General features: G+C 60.3%; 19 protein-coding genes and 1 pseudogene. 6 read left to right on the top strand and 14 right to left on the bottom strand.

The window, feature by feature from the left end; genetic code table 11:
• Positions 1-25 precede the first annotated feature (25 nt).
• Complete coding sequence (locus CLM72_RS22490) at positions 26-967, top strand: iron-sulfur-binding ferredoxin reductase (protein WP_105228240.1); 942 nt, start codon at positions 26-28, stop codon at positions 965-967.
• 732 nt (positions 968-1,699) lie between these two features.
• Here CLM72_RS22490 and pyk read toward each other — a convergent pair.
• Positions 1,700-3,151 carry a pyruvate kinase gene (pyk, locus tag CLM72_RS22480; protein ID WP_003193904.1) on the bottom strand — a complete coding sequence of 484 codons (1,452 nt, stop codon included), beginning with the start codon at positions 3,149-3,151 and terminating at the stop codon, positions 1,700-1,702.
• 173 nt (positions 3,152-3,324) lie between these two features.
• On the opposite strand from pyk, the gene CLM72_RS22475 reads away from it, so the two are divergent.
• Both CLM72_RS22475 and CLM72_RS22470 read left to right on the top strand, forming a co-directional pair.
• Positions 3,325-3,699 (top strand): tol-pal system YbgF family protein, encoded by a 375-nt coding sequence (locus tag CLM72_RS22475; protein WP_003193903.1) that lies wholly within the window; start codon positions 3,325-3,327, stop codon positions 3,697-3,699.
• A gap of 222 nt (positions 3,700-3,921) precedes the next feature.
• Positions 3,922-4,281 (top strand): PilZ domain-containing protein, encoded by a 360-nt coding sequence (locus tag CLM72_RS22470; RefSeq protein WP_019821226.1) that lies wholly within the window; start codon positions 3,922-3,924, stop codon positions 4,279-4,281.
• Between the two features lie 52 nt (positions 4,282-4,333).
• Here CLM72_RS22470 and CLM72_RS22465 read toward each other — a convergent pair whose 3' ends face one another.
• The 6 genes from CLM72_RS22465 to CLM72_RS22440 are packed head-to-tail and all read right to left on the bottom strand — an operon-like array spanning position 4,334 to position 11,004.
• Complete coding sequence (locus CLM72_RS22465) at positions 4,334-5,665, bottom strand: DUF58 domain-containing protein (protein WP_105228236.1); 1,332 nt, start codon at positions 5,663-5,665, stop codon at positions 4,334-4,336.
• Between the two features lie 7 nt (positions 5,666-5,672).
• On the bottom strand, positions 5,673-6,668 hold the full coding sequence (locus CLM72_RS22460) for a MoxR family ATPase (RefSeq protein WP_105228234.1): 996 nt from the start codon (positions 6,666-6,668) through the stop codon (positions 5,673-5,675).
• On the bottom strand, positions 6,665-7,822 hold the full coding sequence (locus CLM72_RS22455; RefSeq protein WP_105228232.1) for a DUF4350 domain-containing protein: 1,158 nt from the start codon (positions 7,820-7,822) through the stop codon (positions 6,665-6,667). The genes CLM72_RS22460 and CLM72_RS22455 overlap by 4 nt, the downstream gene beginning before the upstream one ends.
• Positions 7,819-9,348: a DUF4129 domain-containing protein gene (locus CLM72_RS22450; protein ID WP_105228230.1), complete on the bottom strand. Its 1,530-nt coding sequence runs from the start codon at positions 9,346-9,348 to the stop codon at positions 7,819-7,821. Before CLM72_RS22450 ends, CLM72_RS22455 begins: the two co-directional genes overlap by 4 nt.
• Positions 9,335-10,315, bottom strand: a complete 981-nt coding sequence (locus tag CLM72_RS22445) for a stage II sporulation protein M (RefSeq protein WP_105228228.1) — start codon at positions 10,313-10,315, stop codon at positions 9,335-9,337. The genes CLM72_RS22450 and CLM72_RS22445 overlap by 14 nt, the downstream gene beginning before the upstream one ends.
• Positions 10,312-11,004, bottom strand: coding sequence for an RDD family protein (locus tag CLM72_RS22440; protein ID WP_105228226.1), 693 nt, complete (start codon positions 11,002-11,004; stop codon positions 10,312-10,314). The genes CLM72_RS22445 and CLM72_RS22440 overlap by 4 nt, the downstream gene beginning before the upstream one ends.
• A 167-nt stretch (positions 11,005-11,171) precedes the next feature.
• Between CLM72_RS22440 and sbcB the strand changes: the two genes are divergently transcribed.
• Complete coding sequence (gene sbcB, locus CLM72_RS22435) at positions 11,172-12,599, top strand: exodeoxyribonuclease I (protein WP_105228224.1); 1,428 nt, start codon at positions 11,172-11,174, stop codon at positions 12,597-12,599.
• Positions 12,600-12,689: 90 nt separating this feature from the next.
• Here the strand turns inward: sbcB and mvaT are convergent, their stop codons facing one another.
• Positions 12,690-13,064 (bottom strand): histone-like nucleoid-structuring protein MvaT, encoded by a 375-nt coding sequence (gene mvaT / locus CLM72_RS22430; RefSeq protein ID WP_019821235.1) that lies wholly within the window; start codon positions 13,062-13,064, stop codon positions 12,690-12,692.
• Positions 13,065-13,416: 352 nt separating this feature from the next.
• Here mvaT and purU point away from each other — a divergent pair, with 352 nt between their 5' ends.
• Complete coding sequence (purU, locus tag CLM72_RS22425) at positions 13,417-14,265, top strand: formyltetrahydrofolate deformylase (RefSeq protein WP_019821236.1); 849 nt, start codon at positions 13,417-13,419, stop codon at positions 14,263-14,265.
• Positions 14,266-14,388: 123 nt separating this feature from the next.
• Here the strand turns inward: purU and CLM72_RS22420 are convergent, their stop codons facing one another.
• From CLM72_RS22420 to CLM72_RS29635, 5 genes and pseudogenes are all read right to left on the bottom strand, one after another.
• Entirely contained in the window at positions 14,389-15,498 is a 1,110-nt protein-coding gene (locus CLM72_RS22420; RefSeq protein WP_105228222.1) for a lysylphosphatidylglycerol synthase transmembrane domain-containing protein, read from the bottom strand.
• Positions 15,486-16,238 carry a DUF2334 domain-containing protein gene (locus CLM72_RS22415; RefSeq protein WP_105228220.1) on the bottom strand — a complete coding sequence of 251 codons (753 nt, stop codon included), beginning with the start codon at positions 16,236-16,238 and terminating at the stop codon, positions 15,486-15,488. Before CLM72_RS22415 ends, CLM72_RS22420 begins: the two co-directional genes overlap by 13 nt.
• Positions 16,231-17,352, bottom strand: a complete 1,122-nt coding sequence (locus CLM72_RS22410) for a glycosyltransferase family 1 protein (RefSeq protein WP_105228218.1) — start codon at positions 17,350-17,352, stop codon at positions 16,231-16,233. Before CLM72_RS22410 ends, CLM72_RS22415 begins: the two co-directional genes overlap by 8 nt.
• A gap of 207 nt (positions 17,353-17,559) precedes the next feature.
• Positions 17,560-18,324, bottom strand: a complete 765-nt coding sequence (locus tag CLM72_RS29640) for a methyl-accepting chemotaxis protein (RefSeq protein WP_370694806.1) — start codon at positions 18,322-18,324, stop codon at positions 17,560-17,562.
• A 93-nt stretch (positions 18,325-18,417) separates the two neighbouring features.
• A pseudogene (locus CLM72_RS29635) lies at positions 18,418-19,449 on the bottom strand (cache domain-containing protein); the annotation flags it as partial.
• 205 nt (positions 19,450-19,654) lie between these two features.
• Between CLM72_RS29635 and CLM72_RS22400 the strand changes: the two are divergent.
• Positions 19,655-21,133 (top strand): helicase HerA-like domain-containing protein, encoded by a 1,479-nt coding sequence (locus CLM72_RS22400; RefSeq protein ID WP_105228214.1) that lies wholly within the window; start codon positions 19,655-19,657, stop codon positions 21,131-21,133.
• 4 nt (positions 21,134-21,137) lie between these two features.
• On the opposite strand, the gene CLM72_RS22395 is transcribed toward CLM72_RS22400, so the two are convergent.
• Positions 21,138-21,593, bottom strand: a complete 456-nt coding sequence (locus tag CLM72_RS22395) for a DUF721 domain-containing protein (protein ID WP_034128591.1) — start codon at positions 21,591-21,593, stop codon at positions 21,138-21,140.
• Positions 21,594-21,776: the final 183 nt, after the last annotated feature.

Raw genomic sequence — 21,776 nt, 5'->3', positions numbered from 1 at the left:
GCGCTCCTTATGATTGAGTCTTTATATGCCTGAACTGTACGTCGGCGAACGCCACTGGTCTGTATCCCTCGGCAGCAACCTGCTGGATGCCTTGAATCAGGCCGGCGTGGCTGTGCCCTTCAGTTGCCGAGCCGGCAGTTGCCATGCGTGCCTGGTGCGTTGCGAGGGTGAGGTTGACGACCAGCAGCCCGAAGCCCTGAGCCCGACGCAGCGCCAGCAAGGTTGGCGCCTGGCGTGCCAGTGCCGGGTCAGTGCAGACCTGAAGGTCGAAGCGTTTGACCCTCAGCGCGATGGCCTGCCCGCCCAGGTGGTGGGCGCCGATTGGCTGAGTTCGACGGTACTGCGCCTGCGCCTGCAACCGGAACGTGCCCTGCGGTACAACGCCGGGCAGCATCTGGTGCTGTGGGCGGGGCAGGTGGCGCGCCCCTATTCTCTGGCGGGCTTGCCCCAGGAAGAGCCGTACCTGGAGTTTCATATCGACTGCCGTCAACCCGGTGCATTCAGCGATGCGGCGCGACAGTTGAAGGTCGGTGATCCTTTGCGCCTGGGTGAACTGCGGGGTGGAGCACTGCACTACGACCCTGACTGGCAATCGCGGCCGTTGTGGCTGCTGGCTTCCGGTACTGGCCTGGGGCCCTTGTGGGGTGTGTTGCGCGAGGCACTGCGCCAGGATCACCAGGGCGACATTCGCGTGATTCACCTGGCCCATGAGGCCGAAGGTCATTATCTGGCTGAACCCCTGGCAGCCCTTGCCGCCCGGCATGGGAACCTGACCGTGGAGCTATGGACCGCGGCGCAGTTGCAGCCGGCGTTGGCGCAACTGCGGCTGGTTTCCCGGCATACCCTGGCCTTGCTTTGCGGGCACCCTGCCAGCGTCGAGGCCTTTTCCAAGCGCTTGTTCCTGGCGGGGCTGCCGCGTAATCAACTGCTGGCGGATGTGTTTCTATCCTGCCCTTTCACTTTATGAAAAGCCTGCTCAAGTCGGTATCGGAGTTTATCGCCAGGTGCTGATGACGCCATCGCAGGCAAGCCAGCTCCCACAGTAGACCGAGTTGTCTGACTATTGTGGGAGCTGGCTTGCCTGCGATGAGCATAGGTATCTACACAACTTCGGCACGACGCTAAATCTGTGGCGAGGGAGCTTGCTCCCGTGACGGCCTGGCAGCCGACACAGATATAACTGATGCCCCGCGATCCAATGTGGGAGCTGGCTTGCCTGCGAAGACGGCCTGACAGTCAACCCAGTTGGACCGTGTACATATCCATTCCTGCGGTAACGGCCACTTAGGGTTCCGCCCTGACGGCGGCTCACTTTCGAAAAGCGCGAAAGTAAGCAAAGCGCTCTTGCCCCACCACTCGGCACCTCGCTTAGGCTCGGTGTGCCCGTAATCCGCCAGTGATTTTGGGGGCCGCCGCCCCGCGCCATCCATGGCGCGGGGCGGCTAAACCGGCATCCCTGCCGGTTTACCCCCCAAATCCCTGTCGAATTCCGGCCAGCGTGGTTTAACGGGGCGCCTAAGATCAAAAGCAGATCAAGATCAAGAGCGGCTCGCTTCGCATCGTGGTTACCGTTGAGCTAACAGAGTTATGTAGATACCTATGCTGCGATGAGGCCCTGAAATTCAACACAGTGGCCTGCACTGAAATGCAAAAAGCCCCGCCATTCACATGGCGGGGCTTTTGTTTTTCAGCCTGTCACTCAGACCTGCGGGTCGCCCACATGCAGGATCTTCATGCCATTGGTGCCACCGGTGGTGTGGTAGCTGTCGCCCTTGGTCAGGATGACCCAGTCGCCTTTTTCCACGACGCCGCGTTTGACCAGCTCGTCGATCGCCTTCTGGCTGACTTCGTTCGGTGCCAGCGACGCCGGGTCGAATGGGATGGTGTACACGCCACGGAACATGGCCGCGCGGGCCTGGGCTTCGCGGTGTGGGGTGAACGCGTAGATAGGCACCGAGGAGCGGATGCGCGACATGATCAACGGCGTGTAGCCACTTTCGGTCAAGGCGATGATGGCCTTGACACCCGGGAAATGGTTGGCGGTGTACATGGCAGCCAGGGCGATGCTCTGGTCGCAGCTTTCGAAGACTTTGCCGATGCGATGGCTGGAGGTCTTGCTGGTCGGGTGCTTTTCGGCACCGACGCAGATACGCGCCATGGCCTGTACGGCCTCCAGCGGGTAAGGGCCGGCGGCACTTTCAGCCGAGAGCATCACGGCGTCGGTGTAGTCGAGTACGGCGTTGGCCACGTCGGACACTTCGGCACGGGTCGGCATCGGGTTCTGGATCATCGACTCCATCATCTGGGTCGCAACGATCACCGCTTTGTTGTGACGGCGTGCGTGCAGGATGATCTTCTTCTGGATACCGATCAGCTCGGCGTCACCGATTTCAACGCCCAGGTCGCCACGGGCAACCATCACGGCATCGGAGGCCTTGATCAGGCCGTCGAGGGTTTCATCATCGGCCACGGCTTCAGCACGTTCGATCTTCGCTACCAGCCAGGCGGTACCGCCGGCTTCGTCGCGCAGCTTACGGGCGTATTCCATGTCGGCGGCGTCGCGCGGGAAGGACACGGCGAGGTAGTCCACTTCCATTTCGGCGGCAAGCTTGATGTCGGCCTTGTCTTTTTCAGTCAGGGCCGGCGCTGTCAGGCCACCACCGCGACGGTTGATGCCTTTGTGGTCGGACAGCGGGCCGCCGATGATCACGGTGCAGTTCAGTTCGGTCGGCGTGGCAGTGTCAACGCGCATCACCACACGGCCGTCGTCCAGCAGTAGCTCGTCACCGACGCCGCAGTCCTTGACCAGGTCCGGGTAGTCGATGCCCACCACGTCCTGGGTGCCTTCGGTCAGCGGGTGGCTGGTGGAGAAGGTGAACTTGTCACCGATCTTCAGCTCGATCCGCTTGTTGGTGAATTTGGCGATACGGATTTTCGGGCCTTGCAAGTCACCCAAGAGTGCAACGAAGCGGCCATGCTTGGCGGCGAGGTCACGCACCAGCTTGGCGCGAGCCTTGTGCTCGTCCGGGGTGCCGTGGGAGAAGTTCAGACGGGCGACGTCCAAACCAGCCAGAATCAGCTGTTCGAGGACTTCCGGCGAGTTACTGGCCGGGCCAAGGGTGGCGACGATTTTGGTACGACGGACGGACATGCACGGACTCCTGAGTTCAAGCGCTGGGGAAGGCTACTATGCTCTTTCGTTGTAGTCATTGTTCGTTTGCACTACTTATCGACGATTGGCTTGTTTTGGCTGCGGTTGAATGGGCAAAGGCCTTGAAGATTTTCGACCAGGGGTCGATACACTGCACAAGACAGGAGAACCCCATGCGAATTTTGCTCGTTGCTGCCCTGGCCGTCAGTGTTGTCGGCTGTACCCGCTGGTCGATGGACCACCATTTGAACAACGCTTACCGCGCCTATGGGGTCGGTGATTGCCAGCGTGTCACCCTGGAGTTGTCCCAGGTCGATCGCGAGAGCCGAACTCGCCGCTACGTGCAACCGGAGGTTTCGATGTTGCGCGGGCAGTGCCTGGAACGCCAGAAACTGTTTGTCGATGCCGCACAGACCTATCAGTTCATCATCGGCCACTACCCGTCGAGTGAGTACGCCTATCGAGCCCGTGCGCGGCTCGATACCTTGCAGCAACTGGGGCATCTGCCGGCTGCAGGTCTGGCAAAACCAAGGCCTGCGTCGTTGTAAGGGTATTTGTCGCTTCATGGCTGGCCTGTTGCCAGTCTTGCGCTAATCTTTGAATGTCTGTTTGTGCAGTTTCCCATTCGAACGGATGCAAGGCCCGGATTCGGCAGCTGTTTGGTGACAAGCGGTACCTTTTGTCACACCGAGATCCAGGGAGAGCGAGCGATTGCTTGTTCCGAATCACTGGCACGGCCAGATTTTTGGCTAATGGATGGCGACTTCACCATGTTTACCGAACGACGGATCGAGCGGCATCAACTGCCGTATTTTTTGCAGGTGTTCAATCGTATTACCGACAAGCCAATCGGCTATCTTGGAAATGTGTCTGAAAACGGTCTGATGCTGATCAGCTCGTTACCCATGATGACCGAGGTGGATTTCGAGCTGCGCTTGAAAGTGCCGGTGGCGCAAGGCGAGTTCAAGGCAATTGACCTCACGGCAACCTGCTTGTGGAGCCATGAAGATGTTACCCCGCAGCATTACGACTCGGGGTTCAGCGTGCTTGAGGCGCCCGAAGAGTACCGGCACCTGATCAACGCGCTGTTGCAGTACTTCAGCTTTTATCCTTTGCAGGCCTCTGTCTGAATTATGCGTGGGGTCGTGGCCGTTTCCTGGCCATGCCCCTGCGCAGTCATCCTCAGAATACCCCGGCCTTTTTCCACTCCAGATAGCGCGTGACCAGCCCGGCACCCAGCGCCGATGGCAAGGTATCGAGCACCGACAGCCCATGGGCACTCAAGCGATCATGGCGTTGGTTGCGGGTGTTGAGGTAATCGATCGTGCCGCTGTAAGCCAGCGCTTCGGGCAATGTCTGCACAGGCGCCTGGCGTAGTTGGTCGAGGACCTCTTCCCTCAGGCTGGCCACCAGTACCCGGTGATGCCTGCCGATACGCTGGACGGCAGCCATCAGTGCTTCATCCTCCTCATCCCGCAGGTTGGTGACGATGATCACCAGCGCCCGGCGTTTTTGACGTGCCAACAACTGGCTGGCGGCCGCCTGGTAGTCGGCGGTTTTTCGCGTGGTCTGCAGGTCATAGACCGCATTGAGCAACAGGTTCAATTGGCCACTGCCCTTGACCGGCTTCAGGTAGCGCGGCTGGTCGCTGGCAAACGTGCACAGCCCTACGGCATCGCCCTGTCTCAAGGCAACGTAGCTCAGCAGCAGGCAGGCATTGAGCGCGTGGTCAAAATGGGACAGTTCATCATCCTGGCTGCGCATGTGCTGGCCGCAATCGAGCATGAACACGATTTGCTGGTCGCGTTCGTCCTGGTATTCCCGGGCAATGGGCGTTCGTTGGCGGGCGGTGGCTTTCCAGTCGATCTGGCGCAGGCTGTCACCTTCACGAAACTCGCGCAGTTGATGAAACTCCAGGCCTAATCCTCGCCGCTGATGTTGGCGCACGCCCAGTTGGCTGAGCCAGTTATCCACACCCCGCAACTGCGCACCGTATAAACGTGCGAAATCCGGGTAAACACGAGTGGCATCGTGGTTCTCGACCCAGCGGCGTGCCGACCACAGCCCCAATGGGCTGGGCAGCAGCAGTTCGCAGCGACTGAAATGGAAGTGCCCACGCCGCAAGGGGCGTACGCGATAACCCAGCTCAGCGCGTTCACCGGGGCGTAGTTGAATGGATTGAGGTAGGTTCTCCACACTCAGGCCATCGGGCACGTGATCGAACACCTGTACGGTCAGAGGTTGCAGGTAGTCGTGCTCCAGGCACAGGCGTATTTCTTCCCAGCGCCCCAGCGCCAGGCTACCAGGCAATGTTCTGTACACGCGGGCCGAAGGGCGGCGATGCAAGCGTGCGGCATCCAGCATCGCCAACAGCAACAGGGCCAGCAGCAGTCCCCAGGCTATCGAATGCAAGGTGGCGGGCACTTTGAACTGCAACGCTGCCGAGGCGCCCAACAGGGTGTTCAAGCCGAGCAGAACGCCCAGCCAGGTCAGCAGCAGACGGGTCGGTTTCATGATTGCGTCATTGTCTTGGTGCAGCAATCTGGTCGAGTAACTGCTGGAGCACCTGGTCGACTTCCAAGCCGTCGATGTCCAGTTCTGGTGCGATGCGTACCCGGTGACGCAGTACCGCCAGGGCGCAGCCCTTGATGTCATCGGGGGTGACGAATTCGCCACCGCGCAACAGCGCACGGGCCCGTGCCCCGCGTACCAGGGCGATGGAGGCCCTGGGGCCGGCACCGATGGCCAGCCCCGGCCAACTGCGCGTGGCACGGGCCAGGCGCACGGCATAGTCGAGCACCTGTTCATCCAGCGGCAGGTCACTGGCAATTTGCTGCATCGTTACTACGTCCGCGGCTTGCAGCACCGTACGCAACAGCTGTACCTCCAGCATGTCGGCCTTGGACGAGCGCGTCACTTCGCGGACCATATCCAGCTCTTGTAGAGCATCTGGGTAGTCCATTCGCACCTTGAGCATGAACCGGTCCAGCTCGGCCTCGGGCAGTGGGTAGGTGCCTTCCTGTTCGATGGGGTTCTGGGTCGCCAGCACCATGAAGGGCTGGCCGATGGGCAACGCCTCGCCCTCCAGGGTCACTTGGCGTTCCTGCATGGCTTCGAGAAGCGCTGCCTGGGTTTTGGCCGGTGCCCGGTTGATCTCGTCGGCCAGCAGCAGGTGGGTGAATAACGGCCCCTTGCGCAGTTTGAACTGTTCGGTCTGCAGGTCGTACACGGCGTGGCCGGTGACATCGCTGGGCATCAGGTCCGGGGTGAACTGGATACGCGCGAAATCACCGCCAAAACAGCGGGCCAGGGCCCGTACCAGCAAGGTTTTACCCAGGCCAGGCACGCCTTCCAGCAATACGTGGCCGCCTGCGATCAGGGCGGTGAGCACGTCGTCAATCACCAGGTCCTGGCCAATCACGGCCTTGCGCAATTCCACGCGCAGCGCCTGGGCCTGCTGGCTGGCGTGCTGAAGGTTTTCGGCGGTCAGGGTGGTGGCCAGTGGAGAGTCGCTCATAAGGCATTCCTGAGGGTTTGCAGGTGCGCCACCTGACGGCTGAAGTCGGCGCTGGAGAGCCGCTTCAGCGCAACGGGCTCAAGCGCCTGGCTGATGATGTGAGGGGGTTGTCGCGTAAGGTGTTCCAGCACCTGGCGTTGCTCTGACGCATCGAGGTGTTCGAACCCTGGATGGCGTCGCCGGGCTGCGCGCAGAATGTCGTGTTGCAAGGCTTGCAACAACGTGCCCTGGCCGCTGCGGCGCAACAGGAAGTCCGCGCTGGCCTTCAAGTGTTCCTGCAACTGGCGACGTGCCTTGGGCGCCGGTGCCTGGATCGGGCCCTGGCGCATGCCTGCCTGCCACAGCCCCAGAGCAAGCAGCGCAACCAGGGCGACGAGGGCCTGGGGGAAATAACGGAGCAACAGAGTGATCAGATCGTCCGTGTCGCTGTTGAACAGCAAGGTGACGTTGGTGTCCTGGTTCAGATACCACAGCAACCAGGCGTTATCATGGTTGCCGATATTGGCGGTTGTCCACAGGTCGCTGTCGGTGATCACCGTTATGCGGCCTTGCCCCAGGTCGAGTTGCATCAGGTGGCTGGACTTGGCGCTGTTGGCGGAAAACTGCGCCAGGTGCTTGGGGTCGGTGAGGTTGAAGTCGGTGTCAAAACTGAAGTACGCCGGGGCGGTTTCGTTGTCGACATAGAGCTTGGTCAGGTCCGGCTTGGTTTTTTTACGCGGTGGCACGGATTCGTCGAAGGTGTCGCTCAAGGTTTGGCGGATAGTGAGGCGATCAAGCAGCAGGTCACCGCTTGTGCCGGTTTCCTCATCCCATAATGCCTCGGCGACCAGTAGCAGGTGGCCACCGGCTTTTGCCCAGCCCAGTAGTTGTTCGACCTGGCGCGGGGTCATGTTGCTGCGCTCCCCCAGCAGCAACAGGCTATGGCCTTTGGCAGGCAGGTCGGCGAGTCGTTCAAGGCCATTGGCGTGCGCCACCACCACGCCTTGCTGGCGCAGAAAGTGCTCGGCGGCCAGATAGGGATTGGCGCGAGCCTCTGGCGACGGGCCCCGGTCAACCACTTCGTCGTAGGGAATTGCTTTGTGCCAGGCATATAAGCCGCCCGCACCCAACAGGCACGCCAACGACAGCGCTGTCCACAATAGCGCGCGATTCATTGGCTCGCTCCGTCACTGAAAAGAGCACGCCAGTCGCTGCACAGTTTTTGTTGGGCTGAAGAGGGCGGCAGACGGTGACCATAGGCCAGGTTCTGCCAGTGGCGCGTCAGTTCGTCGCTGAACGCCAGTAATTGCGGTTGTTGCAGACGATGAACGCGCTCCAGCACCTGCCCCTCGGTATCGGCGCTTGTCAGTGGCAGGTCGAACTCATGCAACAGCCGGCTGAGCAACCCGCGATACAGCAGGCCAAGGGCTTCCCGGGGCTGGGTGGGCCATAGTTGTTCGGCGGTACTGGCGATGTCTTCGGGCAATGTCTCGGCGCCCAGTTCCAACCCGAACAACTGGGCGGGAACGGGCGAGGGGGCGGTAGTGCGAGTGGGTCCAAGGCGGCTGACGAACGTGCGCAACCATTCACGGTAACGCCAGAACACCAGAGCCAGGCCGCCAATCACAAGGCTCCAGAGCAGTATTTCCAAGGTTTTGGCGACGTATTTGAAGGTGTCGCTGTTAAGGTTGTCGAGCAGTGCCTGGAGCCAGCCAGGTAATTTGCCGTCGCCCTTGGCCTTGTTTTTAACCGGCGTTTTTTCTTCGCCAAACCGATAGCGTGTGACGGTTTCCGGGTTCTTGAAAGGTGGCTTTTCCAGCAATGCCTGGATGGATTGGCTGGCGGCCTGGGTGCTAAGTGGCTTATGGGCTGTGGTTTCATCTGCCATGGTCGGTGGGCTGATTTGTAGCAGTGCCAGGCCAACGACCAGCAACAACAGTGGTGCAACGTTGTTCAGGCGCTGGCGCAGGCGACGGAATACCAGTTCCAGGTCCCAGGCCTCCAGCACCGTGCGGCGGTTGAGGTACAGGCTGAAGCCACAGGCGACGTAGATGGGTTCCCAGAACACCAGGATCAGGGCATAGAAGGCATTGCTCAGGTGCTCAAGCCAAAGCACGTCCGAGCCTGATGCCAATACCAGCCGTTGCCAGTCCCAGTCCAGTTCAACCTGTTGCGGGATGAAGAGATAGAAGAGGGCCATGCCGCCAAACCACAGACCGATTTCCAGGTGTACGCCGATCGTCGTCAGCCAGCGTGCGGCGCCAGCGTTACGTTGCAGCAACACCCCAAGGCGTCGTTGACGTGCGTCACCGTCCAGGCCTTCCAGTTGGCTGACGGGCAGGGTGAAGCTGCGACTCATGCTCAGCCGCCGCCAGGTCAGGCTGGCGAACAGTTGCCCTTTGAGCAACTGCGGCCAATGGCGAATGGCCTGTTTGAGGCTGGGGGGCTCACCAAACAGGGCCTGGGAAAGAATGTACAGCGGCAAGCGGTCGAAGGCCGGCTTGAGCCACCAGAACAGGAACATGACCAGAGACGGGTAACTCCAGAGCAGCACCGTCAACAGGCTGAATACCGGCAGGCTCACCAGCGCCCAACTGCTCATCAGCAAGAAACGGTGTTCCCGGGCCATCAGCACACCCAAATCCATGGCTTCCCAGGAAGTGCGCGGGCGAATGACTACGTTGGCGTCAGTCAGGCGCATGGCGACTCCGCCCGGCCAGGGTCAGGTAAGCGGCCACCAGCAGCCAGAGGGCGGCGCCTACCGCGTACTTGATCCAGGGCTCAATGCGAGTGGTTGAGGACCAGTAGGCTTCGATAAAGGCGGCGATCAACAGGAACACCATGACACCGCAAAGCATCCTTACGCTTTTGCGTGCGGCCAGGCGCAGGGCCTCGCTGCGCGCCAAGCGCCCGGGGACGACCAGCGACCAGCCCAGTTGTAATCCTGCGGCACCGGCCAATGTGATGGCGCTCAACTCGAATGCGCCGTGACCAATGACAAACGACCAGAAGGTTTGGCCATAGCCAATGTCGGTAAGGTGCCCGGAGACCGCACCTATGACCAAACCGTTGAAAATCAGGAAGAACACACTGCCCAGGCCAAACAACAGGCCGGCGGCAAAGGTCTGGAAGGCGATGCCGATGTTGTGCATCACGTAATAGCCAAACATCATCCAGTCTTCGCTGGCGGCACGCTCGGCAGCGCGGCCCAGGCGGCTGGCGTCTGGGTTGTACATGCCCTGCATCTCGGCCACCTGCTGGGGGCTGATGATGCTGTAGACCAGGTCGGGGAACAGGTACACCAGCAGGGCGATCCCCACCAGGCTGCCAAAGAACAGCAGGCCGGCGATCAGCACGAAGCGCCATTGTTCGCGTACCAGGCGCGGGAAGTCGGCGAGAAGAAACGCCAGTATGTTTGCTGTCAGATGGCTGCGATGGCGATACAGTTGTTGATGGCCGCGCAATGCCAGCTGTTGCAACGGATCGACCAGGTAACTGCTGTAGCCGCGTTGCTGAGCCAGGGCCAGGTGTTGGCACAGGCGTCGATATTGATGCGGGAAGTCGGCAACATCGGCGGCCTTGGCTTTACCTTGCTCCAGTTGCTTCAACTGCTCGGCGAAGGTTTGCCATTGATGCTGGCGGCGGCTTTCAAAAAGGCTCTGCTTCATGTCGGCCCCAACAAACCACGGGCTACCCCGTTCAGTTGCTCCACGGCACGCGGCGCAGGCACCTGCAGGGGCCCTGCGAGGATGGCGGCCAGTTCATTCACCCGTTCGGCCGAGAGTTCGGCCTGGCGTTCGGCGAAACCGAGGATGGCCCGTTGTTCGCTCAGTTCCAGTGCAAAGGGCAGGCGCAGGGCGGGCGCTTGAGGAATGCTCGGGCGTACCAGCGGCAGCTCGCGGTAGACCACGAGTGTGCCTGCGGCCAGGTCGCCTAGCCGCTTGAAGTGTGGATGCTGCAGGCAACTGATCGCGCCGAGGAAATAACCGAAGGGCAGCATGTCGACAAAACGCAGCAGGTTGCGTATCAATGATGCCGACCAGCCAATGGGCGTGCCGTCATCCTGTACCACGCGCAGGCCCATGACCTGCTTGCCCGGCGAGCAGCCTTGGTTGAGCACTTCGAACAACACCATGTACCACCAGCTCACCACGAACAGCAGCAGCGAACCCAGCCCGATCCCCACATTGCCGAGCAGCGCCAGCGGCACCAGCAAGATGCCCATGATGATCCCTCGCACGCCCAGGTCGAATGCAAAGGCCAATGCCCGAGAGGGCAGGCCAGCAGGGCGCAGGAGCAGGTCGATGCCCTCCGGCGTTTCTATCTGATAGTGGGTATCCAAAGGCGTTGATGGCATTGCGATCCTTGGCAGTGCGAGGCGACTTGAGAGACACGGATGCTAACAGTGTCGACGGTGGAAGCAACCACCCGAGGTTTTTCTGGGTATTTATACAGTCAGGTATCGCTGGCCCCCAACGCCTTGCAGCGCCTAGACTTTGTCGGTCTTCAGCACAGGAATAGCCCGTGACCTCGATTTTCTGGTACGACTATGAAACCACCGGCATCAACCCGCGCAATGATCGCCCGCTCCAGGTAGCCGGGATCCGCACTGACCTTGAGCTCAATGAGGTCGGTGCGCCGATCAATCTTTATTGCCAGCCCAGCGACGATATCCTGCCTCACCCGGCAGCGTGCGCGATCACGGGCATCACGCCGGGTGTCCTCGCCGAGAAGGGCCTTGCCGAAGCCGATTTCATGACTCGGGTGCACGCCGAACTGGCCGCGCCAGGTACCTGCGGCGCCGGCTACAACACCCTGCGATTCGACGATGAAATGACGCGCTACAGTCTGTACCGCAATTTTTTCGACCCGTATGCGCGCGAGTGGCAGGGCGGCAACAGTCGCTGGGACTTGATCGATGTGATGCGCACCGCCTACGCCCTGCGGCCGGAGGGCATCAACTGGCCCGAGCAGGATGGGCGTGTGACCCTCAAGCTCGAACGCTTGACCGAGGCCAACGGCATCGACCATGGCCAGGCCCATGACGCGTTGTCGGATGTGCGTGCAACCATCGCCCTGGCGCGGTTGGTCCGAGAGAAACAACCGAAGTTGTATGAATGGTTGTTTCAACTGCGCAGCAAGCAGCGGGTCATGGATCAGGTGCGGTTGCTGCAACCGATGGTGCATATCTCCGGGCGTTTCTCCGCCGAGCGCCATTATCTGGGCGTGGTCTTACCCCTGGCCTGGCACCCGCGCAATCGCAATGCCTTGATCGTCTGTGACCTGGGGCTCGATCCACAAGGGCTGTTGGACCTGGATGCGACGACGCTGCGTCAGCGTCTTTACACGCGCCGCGATGAGCTGGCCGAAGGTGAGCTGCCGGTTCCGCTCAAGTTGCTGCATATCAACCGCTGCCCGGTGGTTGCACCGTTGAAGGTGCTGCGCCCTCAAGACCTTGAGCGCCTTCAATTGGATAAGGAGGCTTGCCTCGCGCGGGCGCTGCGGCTAACTGACGCACAGGAAGTTTGGCGGGACAAGTTAGCGGCCATTTACGCCGAGGAAGACTTTGCGTCGAACTCGGACCCGGAGCAGCAGCTCTACGAGGGTTTTATGGGTGACCGTGACCGCCGTTTATGTGAGCAAGTTCGCATGGCAGAGCCCGCGCAATTAGCCCGTCAGCAGTGGCCGTTCGATGATCATCGTTTACCGGAATTATTATTTCGCTACCGGGCGCGTAACTTTCCTGAAACCTTGAACAATGAGGAGCAACAACGCTGGAAACTTTTCTGTCAACAACGTTTGTCGGATGCACAGTGGGGGGCGCCGAATACCCTGTTGGCATTTAAGCAGGCGCGTGAGGAGTTGGCGGTTAGTGCTACATCGTTTCAGTGCCAGGTACTGGCGCAATGGCAGGACTATGCGGATTGCTTAGCGGCGCGCCTGAATCTGTAGGCGCATAACTACAGAATATTCAGACAATAAAAAACGCCAGCAAGCTGGCGTTTTTCATGTGTGACGTATCGGGTGAACGTCCGACCGGGCTTAGCCCAGCAGGGTTGCCCAACCTTCAACTACGTCACCGCCCCACTTGGCTTTCCACTCTTTCAGAGTTTTGTGGTTGCCACCTTTGGTTTCAATCACTTCGCCGTTGTGCGGGTTTTTGTACTGCTTGACCTTGCGAGCACGCTTGGTGCCGGTAGTTTTCACAGCGCCACGCGGTGCTTTAACTTTCGACTCTGGATCCAGCAGCGCGATGATGTCACGCAGGGATTTGGAGTATTCGCCCATCAGGGTGCGCAATTTGCCTTCGAATTCCAGCTCGGTTTTCAGCTTGTCGTCTTCGGACAGGTTCTTCAAACGGGCTTGCAGCTCTTTGATAGCTTCTTCGGTGGCGCGGTATTCGTTGATCAGTGACATGTGGACTACCTTATGTAGAACGCTGATTGACAGGGTGAGTGGCCTAATAATAGTCAGGCAATTTCATCAAGTAAACATTTAAGACGGTATTTAGGCGAATGACATTGAATGTGTGTGGGAAAACCTGGCCGATGAGTTAATTAGTAAGCGTTATGCGCAAAAGATAATCGCCTTAATTTTTTGCTACCGGCCTGAGCATGCCGTTGTATCGTCATATAGCGCTGGTAAAACCTTACACGATTAAGGGGTGTTACCACGGCCATGCCTCAAGATAAGGTGCAAGGGAATACTGCAGTTTTTCTGCGTAATCGCTAGAATAGCGGCCTTTGTGAAGTTCTGGAGTTTCCCCCTAATGCGCACTTTTCGGCTGGTGATTGCTTGCCCGGACCGGGTTGGCATCGTTGCCAAGGTCAGTAACTTTCTGGCTTCCCATAATGGCTGGATCACCGAGGCGAGCCATCACTCGGACGATCTCAGTGGTTGGTTTTTCATGCGTCACGAAATCCGTGCCGATACGTTGCCCTTTGGCCTGGAAGCTTTCCGCGAGGCGTTTGCGCCGATTGCCGAAGAGTTTTCGATGACCTGGCACATCACCGATACAGAGCAGAAGAAACGCGTGGTACTGATGGCCAGCCGCGAATCCCACTGCCTGGCAGACCTGCTGCACCGCTGGCACAGCGACGAACTCGATTGCGAGATTGCCTGCGTGATCTCCAACCATGACGATCTGCGCAGCATGGTCGAATGGCATGGCATCCCTTATTACCATGTGCCGGTCAACCCACAGGACAAGGAGCCGGCATTCGCCGAAGTGTCGCGCCTGGTCAAGCAGCATGACGCGGATGTGGTGGTGCTGGCGCGCTACATGCAAATCCTGCCACCGGAGCTGTGCCGCGAATACGCAGGCAAGGTGATCAACATCCACCACAGCTTCTTGCCGTCCTTTGTCGGTGCCAAGCCATATCACCAGGCTTCCCTGCGTGGCGTGAAGCTGATTGGTGCAACCTGCCACTACGTGACCGAAGAGCTGGACGCCGGCCCGATCATCGAGCAGGACGTGGTGCGCGTCAGCCACAGCGACAGTATTGAAGACATGGTGCGGTTCGGCCGTGACGTCGAGAAGATGGTGTTGGCTCGTGGCTTGCGCTACCACCTGGAAGATCGCGTGTTGGTGCACGGCAACAAGACCGTGGTCTTCTGACCCAGCGGTTTTGATTGAAAGACACCGGGGCCTGGAGGTAAAACTCTCCAGGCCCTTTTTTATTTCTGTTTCAGGAGATTCCCATGAGCGACCCGCTGGATAAAGCCACCTCAAGGGCACCTGCTACCTTGGGCGAGGGCTGTTTGAGTCGTTACGACCCGGACGCGCTGGATGCCGAGGATGGTACTGATTTTCCAGGCGCGGCGCGTTTATGGGAACAGACACAGGCGCAGGACGAGCCGCCTGCCGCCCCTGAAAAAGACGCTTGAGCAGCGGTTTGCCGACCATCAATAGAAACACTGGCGCACCGGCCAGCAAATAGAAGTAGTAGGTCACCGCGCGCCAGATCAGAATCGCCGCAGCCGCTGTGGATGTGCCCACCATGGGCGCCAGCAGTGCCGCTGACGTCAACTCCGCAGCGCCGGCCCCGCCTGGCGCCAGGCTGAACTGCCCGGCAGTCAGGGATAACATCTGGATCAGAAAGCTCCAGGCCCACTGCACCTCGCCCCCCAACCCGCGCAGCGCCAGGTACAGCACGCTGTAACGCAGCAGCCAATGCAGGCTGGTCAGCGCAAAGACCCCAAGCAAGGTGCTGCGGGGTAGTTTCAGGGTGGCGCTGAACGCCGCCAGAAAACGCAGCAACCGGCGTGCCCAGCGTCGGCGGGTAGTAGCACTGACCTTCATGGCCTTGAGTGCCAAACCCGCCAGGCGAATCAGCCGTCGGTGAAAATGCACCACGGCCCAGCCACTGATTACCCCACCCACCATCGACACGGCGCTGAGCCCCAGCAACCACTCCAGACGCGGGCTGAGGCTATGGAACAGCGCATATAGCAAGATCCCCACCAGTGCGCAGAGAAAAAACACCAGGTCGCTCAACTGGTCCATGGCAAACACCGCGCTGCCTTGGGCGGGGCGGATGCCGTTGCGTGCCAGCAGGGCCATCAGGGTCAACGGCCCGCCGCTGCCGCCAGGTGTTGCACACATGGCGAACTCGGTGGATATCACCACGCCAAGGCTTTTAAGCGGGCCTAACTCGCCGCGATGCTCGCCAAGCAGCAGGCGGATACGCAGGCTGTTGATCAGCCAGCAGCCAATGATCATGGCGAACATCCCCAGTAACTGGGGCAAGGGAAACTGGCGCAGGCGCGCTATGCTTTCGCCGCCGCCCAGCCACAATGGGATCATCAGCGCCACCAAGAGCGCCAACACTAACCCGATCAGTCGGCCCATGGCTGCGTCGCCAGCCAGGCGGCCTTGGTCTGGGGGACGCGCCCTGTGCTGAGCAGGCGTTGTAAGGTGTGCAACCAATAATCGCGGGAAAACCTGTGGCGCATGTCCACCGGGTGCAAACCCAGTCGGATCAGCGGGGCGGTCTGCCAACGCTGTTCACGGCGATCACTGAGGATTTTGGACAATCCCCGGCGCCAGGCACTGCGGGCGCTCCACACCAGGCCGGGGGCGTTGATAGGCGTGAAGTCCGGCAGGCGATAAAGATGTTGTGGGTCGCTGGTGTAGCTCAGCGGCAACTGGCGCAATGCCTGCCGGGTGCCGCCGCTCATCAACCAGGCGGGCGCGACAAAGCCATGCAGCGGCCAGCCATTGCGCTCAAATACCTCAATGCCGGCGGTCAACCGGCGCAACGCCTCGGCTTCGGACAGCTGGTAAAACTCGCCTTCGTGGGTATAGATGCGTCGCATAAACCATTCTTTTGGCGTACGCGGCCGAGGTTGGTCGTCGCAATGGTAGTAACCGTGCAAGGTGAGCTCATCGCCCTTGGCGACACGGCTGTCGAGCAGGCGCCGAAAATCGCGGTGGGCGGCCAGGTCGTCATGGTGATGGAAGTCTGGCACCACCAGCCAAGTGATTGGCACGTTGCCCAGTGCATCGACGGCCTCGACGAAGGGCCGGTAGTCGGCCCAGGTGTGCGGTGCCACGTCGTGCAGTACCAGCATCAGCGCGCGCTCAGCCATGGGCGAGCATCGGTTCATGGCTGCCCAGCACGGCGTAGTAATGCCCCAGCAAGCTGTCGACCACCGTATCCCACGCATAATGCAGCTCGACATGGCGCCGAGCCTGAGCACCCAGGAGTCGGCTGTCGGTACTGAACAGCTCGCGCACCGCATCGGCCATGGCCTTGGGGTTGTTTGGCGCGCACAGCAGGCCACAACGCTCGTCGACAATCTCGGTAAAGGCCCCGGCCGCCACGGCGACCACTGGAATACCGCAGGCCATGGCTTCCAGGATCACCAGGCCGAAGGTCTCCTGGTCGCCACCATGCAGTAAGGCGTCGGCGCTGGCCATCAGCCGAGCGACATGTTGGGCGGGCCGGAATCCGTCAATCACGGTGACATTGTCTGGCACGCTGGCCGGCATGCCGGAGCCCACCAGTAGCAAGTGGTAGCCTTCCCCCAGGCGTTTCATGCAGTTGAGCAGCACCGGCAGGTTTTTCTCCTTGGAGCCGCGCCCGGCAAAGATCAGTAGCCGAGTGTCTTCGCCAATCCCCAGTTCGGCGCGCAGGCCGGGGTCGCGTACCTCAGGGGTGAAGGTTTGCAGGTCTACACCCAGGGGTTGCACGAAGACATTTCTGACGCCAAGCCCGGTGAGCTTGTCGGCCATTACCTGGCTGGGGGCGAGCACTCGGTCAAAATTCCCATAGAGTTTGCGCACATAGGCTTCAACATTGGGGGTAAACCAAGGCCCCATGCGGTTGCTCACCAGCAGTGGCAGGTCGGAGTGGTAAAAGCCGATGACCGGCACATCCAACTGCCGCCTTGCATCCAGGGCTGCCCAGGCGGTCAGGTAAGGGTCGCCAACTTCGATCAGGTCGGGCTGTAAATCGTGCAGGACATTTCGCCAAGGCGCCAAGCGAAGGGGGAAGCGATAGCCTTTGCCGAAGGGCAGGGCGGGCGCCGGTACTTTGAAGATGCCGTCCTGCTCGCTCAAGTGTGCGCCAGGAATCAACAGGCTGTGGCGAATGCCCGGCTTGAGCGCCAGACGCCGGTGCTTGGCGTCAAGGTAAGTGCGTACGCCACCGCTGGCCGGGGCGTAGAACATGGTTATGTCAGCGATATGCACGATGAACATCCCTCCGATCCATTGCTCTCCCTAGATGGACCTGAGGTAAGGATAGATGTTCGGTTTAGATTCGCAGCATGACGGTGACGGGAGCGGACAAACGCACGCTGTAGGAGCGAGCTTGCTCGCGAAAAACTCACAGACTCCGCGTTTCTTCAGGCAGCCCGCGTTATCGTTGACGTTTTTCGCGAGCAAGCTCGCTCCTACGGGTGAATTTCAAATCCGGAAGCTGCCCACCAATTGCTTCAAGCGCGAGGCCTGTTGTTCCAGGTCCGAGCAGGCGCGCAGGGTCGATTGCAGGTTTTCCACCCCTTCCTGGTTGAGGGTGTTGATCTCGGTGATGTCCATATTGATCGACTCCACCACCGAGGTTTGTTCTTCCGTTGCGGTGGCGACCGACTGGTTCATGCCGTCGATCTCGCCAATGCGCTGGGTCACGCTGTTCAGGCGCTCGCCGGCCAGGTTGGCGATTTCCACGCTGTCCAGGCTGTGGCGTTGGCTTTCGCTCATGGTAGTCACCGAGTCCCGGGCACCCACCTGTAGCTCTTCGATCATCGTCTGCACCTGTTGCGCCGACTCCTGAGTGCGATGAGCGAGGTTGCGCACTTCATCGGCTACTACCGCAAAGCCCCGCCCGGCTTCCCCGGCGCGCGCCGCTTCGATCGCCGCATTGAGCGCCAGCAGATTGGTTTGCTGGGAAATGCTGGTGATCACCTCAAGAATCTGGCCGATATTCACCGTTTTGCTGTTAAGTGCTTCGATATTGGTGCTTGAGGTGCTGATCATGCTGGATAACTGCGTCATCGCCTTGATATTGCGTTCAACCACCTGCTGGCCGTCTTCGGCCAAGTGCCTGGCATCGCTGGCTTGACTGGAGGCTTGGGCGGCGTTGCGTGCGATCTCCTGGGCTGCGGCCCCCAGTTGATTGATGGCCGCAGCGACGCTGTTGGTGCGGTTGGCCTGTTCGTCGGAGTTGACCATCGACGAGTTGGAGGCGCTGACCACCCGCAGGGCCACTTCATTGACGTGCTCGGTGGCTGAAGACACTTCGCGAATCGAGGTATGAATGCGCTCGACGAAGCGGTTGAAAGCATTGCCCAGGGTGCCGAATTCATCATTGTTCTGGATGGTCAGGCGGCGGGTCAGGTCGCCTTCACCGTCGGCAATGTCTTGCATGGCGCGGGTCATCAGGTGCAAAGGTTGCATCAAGACGCGGATCAGCATGCCGAGCAGGGCGATGATGATCACCACCGCGATGATCGTGGCGATCACCGCCGAGGTGCGGAACTCACTGAGCATGGCGAAAGACTTGTCCTTGTCCACCGAAACGCCCAGGTACCAGTTCACCGATGGCAGGCCCTTGATCGGTGTGAACGTCACGATATTGGTCTTGCCATTGGCTTGCACTTCGCTGAAGTCGCCGCTGATCTTCGGCGTGTCTTTTGGATAAACGTCCGACAGGGTCTTCATCACCAGGGCTTTATCGGGGTGCACCAGCACTTTGCCGTCGGCGCTGACCAGGAACGCATAGCCCATGCCGCCAAAATCCAGCGCGCCGATGTTATCCACCAGGGTCTGCAGGCTCAGGTCGCCGCCGACTACGCCGATGCTCTGGCCGCCCTTGGCGCTTGGCGTGGCAACGGAGATGATCAGTTGCCCGGTCGCCGCGTCGATATAGGGTTCGGTCAGGGTCGAGCCGTTACTGGCCTGGGCGCCCTTGTACCAGGGGCGAACACGCGGGTCGAAGCCGTCGGGCATCTTGGTGTCAGGGCGGATGGTGAACGTGCCCTGGCTGTCACCGACGTAGGTCGCCATGAATGACGAGGTCAGCGCTTTCTGCTCCAGCAGGCTGGCAACGACGGCTTTTTCAGGGTTGATGGCGATGTTCTGTGCGGCGTTTTCCACCAGGGCGATACGCCCGGTGAGCCAGGTCTGGATGTTGCTGGCGGTAACGTCGCCCATCTCGTGCAGGTAGTTGTTGAGGTCGTCGCGAATCGCGTTGCGCTGCAGATAGTCGTTGTAGAGGGTAAACAACGCAAAGGCGGCGATGACGATAAGGGAGGCTGCAAGCAGGATCTTGTGGCTGAAGCGCAGATTTTTGTTCATGGCTTGAAGGGTCCGCTAAGGTCTTAATATCCGAGGCGCATCCAATGCGGGAGGCGCGAAATGGCAGCGTTAAAAAAGGTGTGGTATTTCTGGTGATAGCTCCGTTGGTCCGTATCGGAATTATCTGACCGTTTTTTAGTCTTTGTCGGGCTTACATCCGTCTATATCGACCTCGCGGCACTAAAGATTAACCATAGGTGACGAAATGCCTGACTCCACACAACTGCTTATCGGTGCAGGCCTTGACGGCCAGCCCATCGCCCAGTCCATGCGCCTGGCCAACCGTCATGGGTTGATCGCCGGCGCCACCGGCACCGGCAAGACCGTCACCTTGCAGCGCCTGGCGGAAGCCTTCAGTGATGCGGGCGTGGCGGTGTTCGCTGCCGACATCAAGGGCGACCTCTGCGGCCTGGGCGCCGCCGCCAACCCCCAGGGCAAAGTGGCCGAGCGCATCGCCGGTATGCCCTTCCTTGATTATACGGCCCAGGCGTACCCGGTCACCCTGTGGGATATCCACGGCCAATCCGGTCATCCGTTGCGCACCACCATCAGTGAAATGGGCCCGCTCTTGCTCGGCAGCCTGTTGGAACTCACCGACAGCCAGCAGTCGGCGCTCTATGCGGCGTTCAAAGTGGCCGACCGCGAAGGCCTGTTGCTCCTGGACCTTAAAGACCTCAAGGCACTGCTCAATCACCTGCGCTATCACCCGGAACTGCTGGGCGAAGACGCGGCCTTGATGACCACCGGTTCCAGCCAGGCCTTGTTACGACGCCTGGCGGTGCTGGAGCAGCAGGGCGCCGAAGCCTTGTTTGGCGAGCCGGCCCTGCAACTGGAGGATATTTTGCAGCCCGCCAGTGATGGGCGTGGGCGCATCCACCTGCTGGACGCCAGCCGCCTGGTGCATGAAGCGCCGAAGGTCTACGCGACCTTCCTGTTATGGCTGCTGGCAGAGTTGTTCGAACAATTGCCGGAACGCGGCGATGCCGACAAACCGTTGCTGGCGTTGTTTTTCGATGAAGCGCACTTGTTGTTCGCCGATACGCCAAAAGCCTTGCAGGAGCGTCTGGAGCAAGTGGTGCGCCTGATCCGTTCCAAAGGGGTTGGCGTGTACTTCGTCACCCAGTCGCCGGGCGACCTGCCGGATACGGTACTGGCGCAACTGGGCCTGCGCATCCAGCACGGTTTGCGCGCATTCACCGCCAAAGAGCAGAAATCCTTGCGAGCGGTGGCGGACGGTTTTCGGCCCAACCCGACGTTCGATACCTTGTCAGTGCTTACAGAGTTGGGCACCGGTGAGGCATTGGTGGGAACCTTGCAGGAAAAGGGCACGCCGGAAGTCGTCCAGCGCGTACTGGTTGCTCCCCCGCAATCGCGGATCGGGCCGCTCAGCGAAGCAGAACGTGCAGCGTTGGTCGCCAGTTCGCCACTCTTGGGGCGCTACGACAAGCCGGTAGATCGTGAGTCTGCCTATGAAGTGTTGATGGCTCGCAAGGAACTGGGGGCTGCCGATGAGGCCGCGCCGGCCACCGAAGAGCCGAGCTTCACCGACAAGGCGGGTGCATTCCTGGGGACCACGGCGGGCAAGGCGTTGAAATCAGCCATGCAGCAGGCCGCCAATCAGATGGGGCGCCAGTTGGTGCGGGGGTTGCTGGGTTCGTTGCTGGGCGGCAGCAAACGCAAATAGCGCTTCAGGCTTTGGGCCGGGCATGGGCGGCCAGCCGTTCCAGGGCAGCGCGCAAGCCCGGGTCGTTGATCCCTTCAGCAGTGGCCTGAAGGGTTTCGGCGGCCGTTTCCGACAGGTCCATGGTATGCCCCACTGCGCCTTGCGGCACGGTGGGTGGCTGTACCTTGAACTGAATGCGCGTCAAATTGGCAAATTCGTCGAACGCCATCAACTGGCGCTGCAAGCGCTTCTGTTGGTAGCGCAAGCGGGTGGCCCAATGCCCATCGGTGACAATTAATAGCAGGTTGCCTTCACGCCAGGAGGCGACGTGACAATGTTCCCGGGCGGCCGGCTGCAGTTGGCTTTCCAGCAGGCGTTGCAGATGGCCCAAGCGTTGCGCCTGGCCGAAGATAGCTTTCAACGGTTTGGCTTCGCGGAGCAACGCGCCGGGGGCGCGGGCTGTGAGAGGGCGAAATGCCATGTTTAGACACCTTAGGTAACAGAGCGGCTATCTTAGCAGAAAGCGCCTGTATGCCCCGAGGCTCTGCGTCGGCAGGGCTTTCTCCGTCAAATCAATAAGTAACTTCTGCGTCTGATGGGTTGAAGTTCCAGCAAAAGCCCTTATTTTAAACAAGCCCTCTCACAGCGCCGTGCCTGTCTCAGG

This window comes from Pseudomonas sp. MYb193, assembly GCF_002966775.1.
GTDB lineage: Bacteria > Pseudomonadota > Gammaproteobacteria > Pseudomonadales > Pseudomonadaceae > Aquipseudomonas > Aquipseudomonas paracarnis.
The sequence above is the reverse complement of the archived record's forward strand: the minus strand, read 5'-3'. Positions and strand labels throughout refer to the sequence as shown.